Source organism: Brachybacterium sp. p3-SID1565 (assembly GCF_025143785.1).
Classification (GTDB): Bacteria; Actinomycetota; Actinomycetes; order Actinomycetales; family Dermabacteraceae; genus Brachybacterium; species Brachybacterium epidermidis.
Window position 1 is genome coordinate 21,466 of sequence record NZ_JAMBDS010000034.1, and the last position, 13,076, is coordinate 34,541.

20 protein-coding genes are annotated in these 13,076 nt (G+C 70.2%); 17 read left to right on the top strand and 3 right to left on the bottom strand.

All coding sequences use genetic code 11. The features are described from left to right. Positions 1–25: 25 nt before the first annotated feature. From M4D54_RS09165 to M4D54_RS09240, 16 genes are all read left to right on the top strand, one after another. Positions 26–442, top strand: a complete 417-nt coding sequence (locus M4D54_RS09165) for a universal stress protein (protein ID WP_193866238.1) — start codon at positions 26–28, stop codon at positions 440–442. 113 nt (positions 443–555) lie between these two features. Then, positions 556–2,022, top strand: coding sequence for an RNA polymerase sigma factor (locus M4D54_RS09170; RefSeq protein WP_250647038.1), 1,467 nt, complete (start codon positions 556–558; stop codon positions 2,020–2,022). Positions 2,023–2,150: 128 nt separating this feature from the next. Further along, entirely contained in the window at positions 2,151–3,056 is a 906-nt protein-coding gene (locus tag M4D54_RS09175) for a tyrosine-type recombinase/integrase (protein WP_259891047.1), read from the top strand. A gap of 212 nt (positions 3,057–3,268) precedes the next feature. Then, on the top strand, positions 3,269–3,475 hold the full coding sequence (locus M4D54_RS09180) for a helix-turn-helix domain-containing protein (protein ID WP_259891049.1): 207 nt from the start codon (positions 3,269–3,271) through the stop codon (positions 3,473–3,475). Next, on the top strand, positions 3,472–3,708 hold the full coding sequence (locus M4D54_RS09185) for a hypothetical protein (protein WP_193866240.1): 237 nt from the start codon (positions 3,472–3,474) through the stop codon (positions 3,706–3,708). Before M4D54_RS09180 ends, M4D54_RS09185 begins: the two co-directional genes overlap by 4 nt. A 116-nt stretch (positions 3,709–3,824) precedes the next feature. Next, on the top strand, positions 3,825–4,016 hold the full coding sequence (locus tag M4D54_RS09190; protein ID WP_193866241.1) for a hypothetical protein: 192 nt from the start codon (positions 3,825–3,827) through the stop codon (positions 4,014–4,016). After that, positions 4,013–6,184: a bifunctional DNA primase/polymerase gene (locus M4D54_RS09195; RefSeq protein WP_259891050.1), complete on the top strand. Its 2,172-nt coding sequence runs from the start codon at positions 4,013–4,015 to the stop codon at positions 6,182–6,184. The genes M4D54_RS09190 and M4D54_RS09195 overlap by 4 nt, the downstream gene beginning before the upstream one ends. Next, positions 6,181–6,411 carry a hypothetical protein gene (locus M4D54_RS09200; protein ID WP_193866243.1) on the top strand — a complete coding sequence of 77 codons (231 nt, stop codon included), beginning with the start codon at positions 6,181–6,183 and terminating at the stop codon, positions 6,409–6,411. Before M4D54_RS09195 ends, M4D54_RS09200 begins: the two co-directional genes overlap by 4 nt. Continuing rightward, entirely contained in the window at positions 6,408–6,749 is a 342-nt protein-coding gene (locus M4D54_RS09205) for a WhiB family transcriptional regulator (protein ID WP_193866244.1), read from the top strand. Before M4D54_RS09200 ends, M4D54_RS09205 begins: the two co-directional genes overlap by 4 nt. Further along, positions 6,746–7,060 (top strand): hypothetical protein, encoded by a 315-nt coding sequence (locus tag M4D54_RS09210; protein WP_193866245.1) that lies wholly within the window; start codon positions 6,746–6,748, stop codon positions 7,058–7,060. Before M4D54_RS09205 ends, M4D54_RS09210 begins: the two co-directional genes overlap by 4 nt. After that, complete coding sequence (locus M4D54_RS09215) at positions 7,057–8,082, top strand: hypothetical protein (protein ID WP_259891051.1); 1,026 nt, start codon at positions 7,057–7,059, stop codon at positions 8,080–8,082. Before M4D54_RS09210 ends, M4D54_RS09215 begins: the two co-directional genes overlap by 4 nt. A 2-nt stretch (positions 8,083–8,084) precedes the next feature. After that, positions 8,085–8,489: a hypothetical protein gene (locus M4D54_RS09220; RefSeq protein ID WP_193866247.1), complete on the top strand. Its 405-nt coding sequence runs from the start codon at positions 8,085–8,087 to the stop codon at positions 8,487–8,489. A gap of 3 nt (positions 8,490–8,492) precedes the next feature. Then, complete coding sequence (locus M4D54_RS09225) at positions 8,493–8,933, top strand: hypothetical protein (RefSeq protein WP_259891052.1); 441 nt, start codon at positions 8,493–8,495, stop codon at positions 8,931–8,933. A gap of 470 nt (positions 8,934–9,403) precedes the next feature. Further along, entirely contained in the window at positions 9,404–9,673 is a 270-nt protein-coding gene (locus M4D54_RS09230; RefSeq protein WP_193866960.1) for a hypothetical protein, read from the top strand. 67 nt (positions 9,674–9,740) lie between these two features. Continuing rightward, positions 9,741–10,487 carry a hypothetical protein gene (locus tag M4D54_RS09235; protein WP_193866961.1) on the top strand — a complete coding sequence of 249 codons (747 nt, stop codon included), beginning with the start codon at positions 9,741–9,743 and terminating at the stop codon, positions 10,485–10,487. Positions 10,488–10,546: 59 nt separating this feature from the next. Then, a complete protein-coding gene (locus M4D54_RS09240) occupies positions 10,547–11,107 on the top strand; it encodes a hypothetical protein (protein WP_193866962.1) in 561 nt (186 codons plus the stop codon). Between the two features lie 361 nt (positions 11,108–11,468). Here the strand turns inward: M4D54_RS09240 and M4D54_RS09245 are convergent, their stop codons facing one another. Genes M4D54_RS09245 through M4D54_RS09255 form a run of 3 tightly spaced genes read right to left on the bottom strand, consistent with a single transcriptional unit; the run spans position 11,469 to position 12,375 of the window. Beyond that, complete coding sequence (locus tag M4D54_RS09245) at positions 11,469–11,810, bottom strand: hypothetical protein (RefSeq protein ID WP_259891053.1); 342 nt, start codon at positions 11,808–11,810, stop codon at positions 11,469–11,471. Continuing rightward, positions 11,807–12,037 (bottom strand): hypothetical protein, encoded by a 231-nt coding sequence (locus M4D54_RS09250; RefSeq protein WP_259891054.1) that lies wholly within the window; start codon positions 12,035–12,037, stop codon positions 11,807–11,809. Before M4D54_RS09250 ends, M4D54_RS09245 begins: the two co-directional genes overlap by 4 nt. 11 nt (positions 12,038–12,048) lie before the next feature. Beyond that, positions 12,049–12,375: a hypothetical protein gene (locus M4D54_RS09255; protein ID WP_259891057.1), complete on the bottom strand. Its 327-nt coding sequence runs from the start codon at positions 12,373–12,375 to the stop codon at positions 12,049–12,051. Between the two features lie 141 nt (positions 12,376–12,516). On the opposite strand from M4D54_RS09255, the gene M4D54_RS09260 reads away from it, so the two are divergent. Then, positions 12,517–13,076: GNAT family N-acetyltransferase (locus M4D54_RS09260; protein ID WP_259891055.1), on the top strand; the 560-nt coding region annotated here is incomplete at its 3' end.

Genomic DNA, 13,076 nt, shown 5'->3' on the forward strand with positions numbered 1-13,076 from the left:
TGGCGCCACGGCGAGGAGGGGCACAATGACCATCGTCGTCGGGTACTCACCGTCCGGCCAGGGCAGAGCGGCGCTCCACGCCGCTCTCAGACATGCGGTGCGGGTCGGCGAGGACCTGGTGGTCGCCTCTCACCTGTACAACGATCCGGAGACGGGACCGGCAGTCGCCTCTGAGCAGACCGTGCTCGCGGACTGCCGCGCCACGGGCCTCGACCTGCCGGAGATCACCGTGCGCAGCTGTGACACGAGGGACGTCGGTGAGTTCCTGCTGGATCTCTCCGCAGAGATCGAGGCCACGCTGGTGGTGATCGGGCTGCACCGCAAGTCACCGATCGGCAAGCTCAACCTGGGAGCCTCCGCACGTCGCGTCGTCCTGGGGGCCTCCTGTCCGGTTCTCGCGGTCAAGGACGATCCGACAGCTGCCGCGGACATCCGGGAATAACGCCGCTCACGAGGCGTTATACTTCCATGGCTTGACGGCATCGCGCCTTTGCGCGCCGTGAAACCGGAAAAGGATCCGGGAACGCGGCACGGGCGCGGCATCCGCAGGCCGCGCTGAGACGACTGATCGCCCGAGCTGAACGGCGCACCACTGGGTGCGCCATCGGAAGAAGGAACTCTGTGACCTCCTCCAAGACCGCTGAGACCGCTGACGCCCCGATCGACGAGACCGAGAAGGCGGCCGCGGGCACCCGTGCCCGCACGTCGGCATCCAAGAAGTCCACCGGCGGCACCGCGAAGGCGGCCACCGCCAGCCGTCGGAGCTCCAGGGCCGCCAAGGGGAAGGCCGCCGAGGAGACCGCAGCCGACGTCGCCGAAGGCACCGAGGACGGCTCCGACGCCCCCGCAGAGACCGAGGCCCCGGCCAAGAAGGCCCCCGCCAAGTCCCGGACCGCCGCCAGGAAGAAGACGGCCGCGGCCAAGGAGGACAAGGACGAGGAGAAAATCGAGGGCGAGGACCCGGCCACCGAGGGTGAGGACGCCGAGGCCGAGAAGGACGCCGCCTCCGGTGACGAGTCGGTCGAGGAGTCCGGCGGTTTCGTGTTCTCCGCTGCGGAGGACGACTCCCCGGCCCAGCAGGTCGTCACCGCCGGCGCCACGGCCGATCCGGTCAAGGACTACCTCAAGCAGATCGGCAAGGTCGCACTGTTGAACGCCGCGCAGGAGGTGGAGCTGGCCGAGCGCATCGAGGCGGGCCTCTACGCGGAGCAGAAGCTGAAGAACGACGAGTCCCTCACGGGCAGGGACGGCCGCCTCACGAAGGCTGGCCGTGAGATGACGATCATCGCCGAGGACGGCCGCGCCGCCAAGGACCACCTGCTGGAGGCGAACCTGCGCCTGGTGGTGTCCCTGGCCAAGCGCTACACCGGCCGCGGCATGCTGTTCCTGGACCTGATCCAGGAGGGCAACCTGGGTCTGATCCGCGCTGTCGAGAAGTTCGACTACACCAAGGGCTACAAGTTCTCCACCTACGCCACGTGGTGGATCCGCCAGGCCATCACCCGCGCCATGGCGGACCAGGCCCGCACCATCCGCATCCCCGTGCACATGGTCGAGGTCATCAACAAGCTGGCCCGTGTGCAGCGGCAAATGCTGCAGGACCTGGGCCGGGAACCCACCCCGGAGGAGCTCGCCAAGGAGCTCGACATGACCCCCGAGAAGGTCGTCGAGGTCCAGAAGTACGGCCGCGAGCCGATCTCCCTGCACACCCCGCTGGGTGAGGACGGCGACAGCGAGTTCGGCGACCTCATCGAGGACTCCGAGGCCGTCGTCCCGGCTGACGCGGTGAGCTTCACCCTGCTGCAGGAGCAGCTGCACTCCGTGCTGGACACCCTGTCCGAGCGGGAGGCAGGCGTGGTCTCCATGCGCTTCGGCCTCGAGGACGGCCAGCCCAAGACCCTGGACGAGATCGGCAAGGTCTACGGCGTGACCCGGGAGCGGATCCGCCAGATCGAGTCCAAGACCATGTCCAAGCTGCGCCACCCCTCGCGCTCGCAGGTGCTGCGCGACTACCTCGACTGAGGTTTCGGAGCGGGTCTAGCGTTTGAGCAGGTCAGGCACTGTATTTGGTGCCTGGCCCGCTCAGTATCGCACAGCACAGCGCTCCTAGTCCAGATATCAATGTCGGTGTGTCGGGGTAGGATCAGGGCATGACGACGCCCGACCCGTACGAGACCATGAGCCTCATCGACTCGTGGATCGTCGCGCTGCGCGCCGCTCGGAAGTCTCCGGCGACGATCAAGCAGTACACCGATGGGCTGCGACAGTTCGCCGACTGGGCCGAAGACACCGGCGTCCCCCCGCACCTGGACCGCGCCACCGTCAACGCGTTCTCCGCCCACCTGCTCGACCTCGGCCGCGAACCCGCCACCGTCCGTGCCCGGCAGCTGTCCCTGAAGCGGTACTCCGCATGGCTGGCCGACGAGGGCGAGATACCCGAGGACCGCTTGATCGGGCTCAAGTCCGCCAAGCTCGACTCCAAGGTGGTCGAACCGCTCACCGAGGACGAGATACGGGCACTACTGAAGTCCTGCGCGACCGGTGACCAGTTCCGCGCCCGCCGCGATACCGCCATCGTCCGGTTCATGCTCGAGACCGGCGCCAGGGCGGGGGAGACCGCCGCCCTGACCGTCTCCGGCGTGGACCTGATCGAAGGCCGCGCCGTCATCGTCCGCGGCAAGGGCGGCAAGGGCCGCACCGTCCCGTTCGGCCCGAACACCGGCCAGGCCATCGACAGGTACGTCCGCACCCGCCGCACCCATCGCCTCGCAGACACCGACGCGCTATGGCTCGGAGACCGCGGCAAGCCGTTCTCCTACGACGGACTCCACAAGGCCCTGCGCGAGCGCGCCGTCGCCGCCGGGATCGACCGGTTCCACCCGCACCTGTTGCGCCACACCGCCGCTCATCGCTGGCTCGCCGCCGGCGGTTCCGAGAACGGACTCATGGCTGTGGCCGGCTGGACCCGCCCCGACATGCTGGTGCGCTATACGAAGGCCCAATCCGAAGCGCGAGCAGCCGACGAAGCCCGCCGCCTCAACCTGGGCGAGTTCTGACCACACACCACGATTCAGGGCTACGCAATGCAACAGCACCCGTGTAGTCTGGAACCGAAGGTAGCCCCGTAGCCGAGTCCGGCCGCTAAGCGGGGGAAACGAAAGCCCAGCGAATCTGAAGGCATCCAACCGCATCACGTGGGAAGGCCGGGACCGGACCAGTCCTCGACCCACGGAGCCGCGGCAGAGCAAGTATCTGCCAGGAGCTCCCCGTGCGCACCGATGCACCACAAACCCTGCTGACCCCAGCCGAGGCCGCTGACTACCTCCACGTTCACCCCGAGACCATCCGCCGGCGAATCCGCCGCGGCGAACTGCGCGCCTACCGAATCGGTCCCCGCGCCGTCCGCATTGACGTGCGAGACCTCCAAGCGTCTGCACGGCCCATCAGCGCCACCACCGGTGGTGAGCGCCGATGACCGCCACCCCTGCAGAGCGCAAGCTCATCGGCTCCATCGCCGCCCACCAGTCCTGGGCGAACACCCCCGACCGTGCCAAGCGAACCGCGCCCGCACGGGCAGCACTCGACGCGAAGTTCCTCGCCGAAGCCGACGGCGACCCCGCCCGCGCCGAGAACCTGCGCCGCGCCCACTACAAGCGCCTCGCCCTGAAGTCCGCACAGGCCCGCCGCCGAGGCGGTGACGCCGCGTGACCCAGGCACGAGAAAACCGCCCCAGCCCGGCGGCTGAGACGGCTCCCGAAAGCGTTGTGGCGACGCACCCCCAGGATACCGGGCACCTCCGGACACCGCATCTCACCCGCACCGAGGTGCTCGACGCGCTCCCCGCCTACGTCCTCATCCTCAAGACCGGGCACGGCCGCATCAGCCGCCGTGTCTACCTCACCCTCGACGCGGCCGCGAAAGCCGCCCAGCGCGCCGAAGCGCGCGGCCACGCCGCCAGCCTCGAGTTCGTCCGCCTCATCCCCACCAGCACCCTCGAGAACGGGGGTGCGCGATGACGATTACGCCGACGCTTACACCCCTTGCGGGAGCACTCGAAGCCGCCCGCCGAGGATGGCGCCTCATCCGCCTCGAGCCCGCCGGGAAGACCCCCGCAGGCCCCTGGCGCGGCCGCGACACCCACGACACCGCCACGATCACGCAATGGTGGACCGGCGACGCCTCACCGAACTACGGCATCGTCGCAGACGCATCCGGGCTGCTCATCCTCGACGAGGACACCCCCGGCACGCTCGACCGGTGGGAAGCACAGCACGGGCCGCTCCCGCCGACGTTCACCGTCACCACCGGGAAGGGTCGCCACCTCTACTACGACGCCGGCGACCACCGCTACGGCAACGCCTCCCCGTTCCGAGCCGACGGCCTCGACGTCGACGTGCGCGGCGCCGGCTACGTCGTCGGCCCCGGCAGCATCCACGCCGCCACCGGGACGGTCTACACGGTCGTCGACGACCGGGCGCCCGCCCCCGTCCCGCCGGCACTCCACGCCTACCTCACCGCCCCGCGGGCACAGCAAGCCGAGCCCACAGCCGTAACTCCCCCCGCGCCGCCGACAGGCGATGACCCGTGGCTCACCGCCGCGATCACCGGGGCCCTGCAGGACCTCACCGACACCGCGACCATGCCTGAAGGTGCCGTCGACCGGCACGGCAACACGTGGGAAACCGGCGCGCTGCACGCACGCGCCTGCAGGCTGCTCGAGCTGTCCAACACAGACCCCGGCATCTACCCGCGTGCGCAGGCCCGAGCCGACTACCTCGCCGCCGCCCCCGCCGGCCACGAAACCCGGTTCGCTCACCACTGGGACAGCGCGGTGCAACAGGTCGGGGACCGGCCCGCCACGCGCCCCGAACCTCGCCCCCAATCCCTCGCAGCAGAGTTCGGCATCACCCCCCGAAACGATCCCGACCAGGCTCCCTACTCACCGGGGACCCCCGGTGACTCGGACCAGCGCCCAACGCCGACCCTCGACCGGTTCGCACCCCTCGACTGGACAGACGTACTCGACGGGCCCCCACCAGCCGAGGAATGGGTGCTGTGGCCCCTCGCCGAACGCGGCCAATCCGTGTCCCTCTACTCAGCCCCCAAGGCCGGGAAATCCCTGCTGATCCTCGACCTGCTCACCCGCGCCACCACCGGCCACCGCACCCTCGGAGGACCCCCGGCACCACCGATCCGGGTGCTCTACCTCGACGCCGAGAACACCCGGAAGGACCTGCGGAAGCGACTGCACGACATGGACGCCGACCCCGACCAGCTCCACGACCTGATCTACCTGTCCTTCCCACCCCTCGCCCCCCTGGACACCACCCGCGGCGCCGCCGAACTGCTCGCACTCGTCGACCAGCACCACCCCGACCTCGTCATCATCGACACCGTCTCCCGGTACATCGACGGCCCCGAGAACGACGCCGACACCTGGCTGAACATCTACCGCCTCGCCCTGGCACCCCTCAAAGCCCGCGAAGTCGCCGTGATCCGACTCGACCACGCCGGTAAAGACGCCGACCGCGGCGAACGCGGCAGCAGCGCCAAGAACGGCGACGTGGACGCCTCATGGCAACTCACCTACGACGAACGCCGACAGACCCGCACCCTCGTGCGGAAACTGACCCGGACCGGCAACGGCCCCGACCGGCTCGTCCTGAACATCCTCACCGCCCCGCTGCGCCACGAACCCGCATCCCCCCTCGATCCTGCGGCCGATCCCGTCTCCCACATCATCCGGAAACTCGACGAGCTCGGAGCCGATCCCGGCATCGGATTCAAGCTCGCCGGCCCCCTGCTGCGCGACAACGGACACGGCGGTTTCAGGAACGATCTGCTGCGCGAAGCTCTCCGCCGACGCAAGGCCCGGCAGGGTGACCCCGAAGGTGACCCCGGCACCCCTGAAACCACCCCCTCGGGGTCACCTCCACAGGGTGACCCCGCACCCCGGGTCACCTCCACCGAAATACCAGGCCACACGGTGACCCCACCCTCGGGGTCACCCCGGGTCACCCAAGTATCGGCCCCACGTGACCCCGGCTCCCCCCTCCCTATAGGGGAGCCGGTCGGGTCACCCTCGCAGGGAAGAGGGTCACCCACCCTCTGCGAGAGCTGTGGAGACCCCCTCACCGACACCACCGCCACGGTCCACACCAGCTGCGAAGGCGGTGTCGCATGACCACCCCTTTGAACCCGACCGTGTACATCCTCGAGCAGCTCGCCTCCGCTGGCCGCGCCTGCCCGTCCTGCAACGCCGACTACACGATCCACCCCGACCCCGACCACAAGGCCGTGACCACGCTCCGCATCGCCCACGACCGCGGCTGCCCCGTCCTCGCCAGGCGGGCCCGGAACCGTGCCGAGCGTCGCGCTGCAGCCCGCCGCACCCGACGGGGGAACCGATGACCCTCACCATCGGCGTTCCCGACCATGCCCGCGACGAGTGGGAGCAGCTGCACGACACCCTCGCCGCCCACCAGGAACCACCCCCCTGCGCCGGCCCCGACCGCGACCACTGGACCGGCACCGCAACCCAGCAGCAGCAAGCCGCGGCCCGATGCCTCGACTGCCCCGCCATGGTCGCCTGCGCCGCCTACGCCCTCACCGCCGGCGAACGGACCGGCACATGGGGCGGACTCACCCCCTCAGACCGCACACCGAAACCCACCAGGAAGGCCACCACCAAGAAGAAGCACACCCGCAAGAAGCCCACCCCGAAGACCAGGAAGGCGGCGACCCGGTGAGGACACCCCGCTACCCCAGCACCGAGCTCGACACGTGGGGGCCCGGCCTCGCCCGAGGCGTCCGCCTCCGCGTCGGACCGCACTCCGTGTTCATCGCCGACAAGCACCTGCACCACGTCATCCGCGAGCTCCAAGACCACGCCGTGACGCTGCGGCGAGAGCGCGACCCCGACGGGAACCACCGCACCCTCGCCGAGTGGCGGAACCTCGCCCGCGTCCGCGGCGTCGTCATCACCGCGCTCGAGCACCAGCTCGAAGCGGCCAAGAACTCCCCGGCATCCGCCGAGGACCACCGAAAGGAAACAGCATGACCACCACTCACCGCCCCGTCTACATCGTCAAGCGCGAAGGCGTGCTACTGAAGGGCCCCGCCGTCGCAGACGGGAAGGGCAGCACCATCCGCGAGGAGAAGCTCGACGCCCCTGTCGGCCGGCCGATCCCCCACCCCGAGCGGTACGGAAACCTCGACCACCTCGTCGCCGTCGGCCTGGTCGAGAAGATCATGGTGCCGATCGATGCCCCGGCCGCACCGGCCCGCACCTACGCCGAGCCCGACCAGCCCGTCCGCCTCGTGAAGCGTCACCTGCCGACCATTCACCACCACGACGTGCTCGGACTCGTCACCGCGCTCGAGGCGGAAGGCGTGACGGTCACCGGCGCCGCGCACTACCGAGAGCTCCACGCAGCCCGCGACCACGGCGTGCCCGCACCCGCATCGGTGCTCGACATGACCCCGACGGGAATCATCGAACACGCGCAGCTCGTCGCCACGCACCAGGCCGCCCGCAGCGGCACCGGCAACATCCTCGCCGAGCTGCGAAAGCGGGCCGACCAGGAGATGGCCGAGCGGATGGCAGCTGAGGCCGACGACTACCTCGACGCCCTCCGCCCCGTCTGGAACACGGCCGTGGCCGAGGCCCGCCGTGTGCGAGATGCGGGAGTCCCCGCGACCGTCAAGCCCGAGCAGCTCGTCGACATGGACCCCGACAAGATCCGACTGTGGTCCGACTTCCGGGCCAGCAACGCGATCCACACCCTCGAACGGATCACCCGACTGCGAATCGCGATGGCCGAAGTGCTCGAAGTCGCCGAAGGCCGCAACGCCCCGCACCACTCCTGGGGCATCAGCAACCCGGTACGGCCGTCTCTGACATCCCGCCCCGACCCCCGCCGCCCCGCAGTCCCACCCATCGAGAAGTGGCTCGATGCCGCGTACGTGCTGGACCTGGTACCCATCCGGGACTTCACCGACGACGCGGCGATCACCGCCGCTGGATTCAGTCCCGCTGACCTCCGCAACCACCTCACCCGCCCCACCTCCAAGGAGAACTGACCATGACCGACACCACCAGCAGGGAGCACCGGAACATCCCCGACGGCGCCGAGCTCGTCGACTCCGATGTCCTCGCCCAGCTCCGCAAGGACTCCGCAGACCTGGCCGCCGCCCGCGGTGAAGCCGCCCAACTGAGGGCCGAGGCCGAAGCTGGCCGCAAAGCGCAGGCCGAACTGCGCAAGCAGAGGCACGAGGCTTTGGTCAACGACGCGATCAAGGCCGGCAAGTTCGGTCCCGCGCGCCGCGCAGGCTGGCTCAAGGCGCTGCAGATCGACGAGCCCGGCACCCTCGAAGACCTCGAGGCCCTGCCCTCCGGCCTGGTCCCCGTCGACCAGGTCGGTCACGCCGGAGACGTCGACGGTGAGGAGAACCTCTACGACCGCGCATTCAACTCGAAGGAGCACTGACCCATGACCAACCACATCGATCAGGTCCTCGCCGACCTCGGCTACGGCCCGAACCTCACCGCGACCCAGCAGCGCAACGCACGGCCCCGCCCGTACACGCCCAGCCCCGCTGAGCAGGCAGCCGCCCGAGCCCGCCGCCGCGGCACCCCGAACGGGCCGAGGCCACGCACCGCCCAGCAGGCCACCAGCGCCACCCCCGACGACGGCCCCACCGCACACGAGCGAGCCATCGACCAGGCGCTGAACCGGCCCGCCCCCACCGCGGACGACGACGACCTCGCCGACCTCGCCCCTAACGACCAGGCCCTCATGCGCGCCTGGCGCGACGCCTCACCCGCCGACCTCGACGACGACGAGGAGCACGACACCGAGCGGCCCAGCCCCACGCGAGGCCTCAGCCCGGCCGATGCGCAGCTCTACCGGCGGGCGTGGGGCGGACGGTGACCACCACGAGCAGGGGCCGGCATGCTGCAACCGCGACGTGCCGGCCCCGCTGCACGAGCCCCAGACGGCCCAACGCCAGCCCGGCGCATCCCAGGCGGTCGACGCCCCTGCGCGCCCGCGAGACGAGCAGGCAGGCACCGTGCCGCGGCGACCAGACCCCCACCCCGCCGCCAATCATCGAGGCGGACCTCGATGCCAGCCTCCCGGTCGGCCTCGGCATGTCTCTCTCCGAGGGACCGGGGCGTGCCATAGGGTCGGGGCCGCGTGTGACATACAGGCAGGAGCCAGCGTTCTGGCTGGTCAGGAGGTGTTTTGTGGTGGCACAGGTTGCGGTGTGTGGGACGCGGTCGGGGTACAACCGGCACAGGCGGCTCGGGGAGGAGGCGTGCGGGCCGTGTCGGGCGGCGAACAGCCGGCGGGTGCGTGAGCAGCGGGCGGAGGCTCGGCGCCCGGAGGTGCCTCCGGCCCTGGTGCCTCATCCGGGCGCGGCGGGGGCCGTGCCGGATCGGGTGGCGGAGCTGCGGTGGCAGGTGGAGCAGCTGCGGGAGGGCATGGTGTGGGCGGTCGTGAACGATCCGGGGAAGGTCGCGGCGATGGCGCGGGAGCGGCGGGAGACGTTGGGCGAGCTCGAGCAGGCTGAACACGCGGCCGGCATCGACGGGGCGGGCAGCGACGAGCTCGGCCGGATGCTCGAGGGACCGTGGTCACTGGGGCCACCGTCACCGCCGTCGAGCTCGTGACCGGGGTCGGGTAGCGGCGCCCCTGGAAGGGGCGGCCGATGTCGGGGCGGCGGGTTATGGTTCGGGCATGAGCCGAGACCAGTCCCCGCCGCGCGACGAGCCCAGTGACATCGAAGAACCTGACGACGTCGAGGAGCTCGACGGGCCCCTGGCGGGCGGGGTTGACGACTCGCAGGCCCGTTTGAAAATCGAGGAGGACGCGGACGGGCGGACACAGCTCTACGAGCGCGGACCCGACGGCGAATGGGTTCTCAAGGAGAACCCTCCGGTCAGTGACGATCCCGAGGTGGATGCGATCGGCCAGCTGGACTACGAGGAGATCGAGGAGATCCTCGAGAACGAGGACGACCCGAGGCACGAGCTCGCGAAGGAGTATTCCAAGCGGTCGAACGAACGCATGATGCAGTCGTTGCGGCCGATCACGGACCAGTACCGCTCCCTGTGGAAGAACGTCATCGGCTCGAGCACCGCTTTCGACCTAGTGAAGAAGGTGCCCGTCACCCCCAAGCCGATCGTTCCGAAGTTCGTGAGCGAACGGCCGAGCCTTATAGATTTTCCCGAGGTTCCGGACGTGGAGATTCCCCGCAATCCGGCGTACGACGTGCTCGAGGAGCAGCGGGCGATGAACAGCGCGATCGTCGAGACGAACGGGCATCTGGCGGAGATGGTGGCGCAGGCCAAGGCTGACGCCGAGAGCTCTGCTGCGAAGGCGGCCGAGGAGAAGGGGCGTGCGCAGTGGGCGCTGGGCGCAGCGTGGGCGGCGGTGGGCGTGACCGTAATCGTTGGCGTCGTCCAGATCATCCAGAATATGTGACGAGCTCACTTCAATTGGTTATCGCTTCCGAGGCCGGGAAGGCGCTCTAGCATCTGACCATGGACTCAACTTTCTGGGATGCAGTGGCCGCGATCGCGGCAGTCATAGCGCTTGCCGGTGGCGGGGTGTCGTGGTGGCAGGCGAACGCCTCAAAGGCCGCGAAAGCGGACGCGGTGCACGCGAAGGACTTGGCGGAGCGGCAGGCTGCGGCGGCAGAGGATCAAGCGAAAGCAGCGGGCGAGCAGGCTGCGACGGCCGTGCAGCAGGTGGCACACCTTGAGGGGATGCTCGCCGAGGCGAGGGAGCAGTCGGACAGTCTGGGACGCATCGCCGAGGCGACCGCCCCGCGCCCGCTCGAGGTCGTGCATGTGCAGGGCATCTTGTACCGGCTGCGGAACAACACCTCTACGGACATGGTCATCGAGCAGATCGACAACCGGGACCGGTTCCAGCGTCTCGACTACCTCGAGGCGGGCACTGAGCTGCGCGCGCACGAGTCGGTGGAGTTCCGGGCGGGCGGTTCGATGGGGATGCCGGTCCCGAGCACTCTGGTGCTGGGGATGGTGGGGGAGGATCGGCCGTTCGCGGTGGAGATTCCCCCGAAGCCACCGAAGGCATAGACACACGCGGGCCCCCGCGGGGGAATGGCGGGGCCTGCGGCCCCCAGAAGCCTGCCCCCTTCCCCACGGTTTGCCCGCCGCCCTGGACCCCTCATCCGACTGTAGAGACGACTGCTAGGCCCCCCGCAGAAGCGGGACGCCTGAGCCGTTCATCGTCCCCGCGGCCGACGGGGTACGCCGCGCCCGGTCTACGCGATTCGTGAGGGTCCTACTCGACCGGCCGTCGTCTGTTCGCCCCGGTGATCGGTGAGGGGCAGCGTGGAGACGTAGAGAGAGCACGCTGGGAGGGCCTGGGCCGTCCTAGACCGTCCACAGGCACCCCGGATGCGTGCGGGGGTGGCTGTGGGCGGCGTGGGACGCCTCAGGCGCGTGCGGTGGTGGCCTCGAGTGCGAGCGCGAACGCGGCCGCGGCCTGCAGGTGTCCTGCGAGGGCTGCGGCCTCGTGGATCCACAGTTGTGAGGGGCCGTCGATGAGCTCGACACGGTAGGGGGTGAGGGCGATGCTGGGCGTCGCCCAGGTCTCGAGGTCGTCGTCGTGCACCTCGTGGCCGGCGTGGACGGTGACGATGTCACCGAACCGGCGGGTGTGGATCGTCTCCCACGGCATCAGGTCGGAGAGCTTGACCCAGTGGCGATCTTCGCGGGCGCTGTCGCACCAGCCGGGGCAGGTGGCGGTGGAGGGGCGGGCGGGGCTGGTGCTCATCGGGTGGTCTCCGTTCGGGTGGCGCGGGCGACTGCCGCGGCGAGCTCGGTGGTGGCGTGGCGGGACACGGCGCGGCGCGCCGCCTCTGGTGTCCATCCGCAACGCGCGGCGGCGGGCTCGAAGCTCTCACCGACGGCGAGCAGGAACTCAAGGTCCTCGAGCCTGGCCGCAGTCCGTGCGCGGTTCAGGGCCCAGGCCGCTTCACGCCCCGCCTGCCCGTGTGTCATGGTCGCGGCGCTCATCGCAGGCCCGCCCGCATCGCGGCAGCGGCCTTGGCCGGAGTCATGGATCGGGAGCCCTGCACGGCCGGAAGTGCTGCGAGGTGTTCTGCAATCTCCGCCGGATCGCCGTCGCAGAGGGACGGTGCGGAGGCGTCCAGCAGGGCGGTGGCGAGGCGCCGGGCCTCGGAGCGGGTGAGCGCGATTCCGGCGCGGGCGCGGCCGGTGCAGCCGATGGTGACCTCGAGGTGCTCGCCGATGGGGTCGACGTCGATGATCGGCCCACCCTCGAGGGACATGCGGGTGGGGATGGAGCTGGGGGAGTGGGGCGAGATACTAGTGCTCATGGCCAACTCTTTCAGTCAAGGATATTCCGCACCACAGCGCTCTGACCTGCCCCGTTCGACACGCCGGGATGCACAGCGTTCAAGCGTCCAGACTGCGCGACTACCTCGACTGAGCGTGACACCGCTGGCGATGTGCGTGTGGTGCGGGTCGGCGAGGAGGACTGGCGGTCCCACCGTGATCTGCGCCTGGACATGCTCGCCGATTCGCCGCGCGCCTTCTGGGCGCAGCTCGCCGAGGTGCAGGACCGCACCCCGGAGCAGTGGCGCGAGGAGCTGCGCGGCCCCCGCATCCACCTGCAGGCGCGGTGCGGCGACCAGGTCATGGGCAGCCTCGCCGTGCTGCCTCAGGGCTACACCCCCGAGCACGTGATCGGGGAGGACCAGGCGATCCTGGTCTCCCTGTGGGTGCGGCCGGAGGCGCGCGGCAGCGGTGCCTCCCGTGCTCTGTTCCGCGCCGCCGCCGAGCTCGCCCTGGAGCTGGGACGGCCGCATCTGCTGCTCGAGGTCGATGATGCCGGGCATGCCGCGCGTCGGCTCTACGCGCGCCTCGGCTTCACCGAGACGGGCACGCGCCACCCCTCGGGAGTCCACCGGTGGCGAGTGGATCGAGTACGAGGGCCGGGCAGAGCACCTGCTCCAGATCTGAGCGGCCGGACCGGGCACCTGCTCGGGATCGGAGCGCAGGCAGGGCACCGGGTACG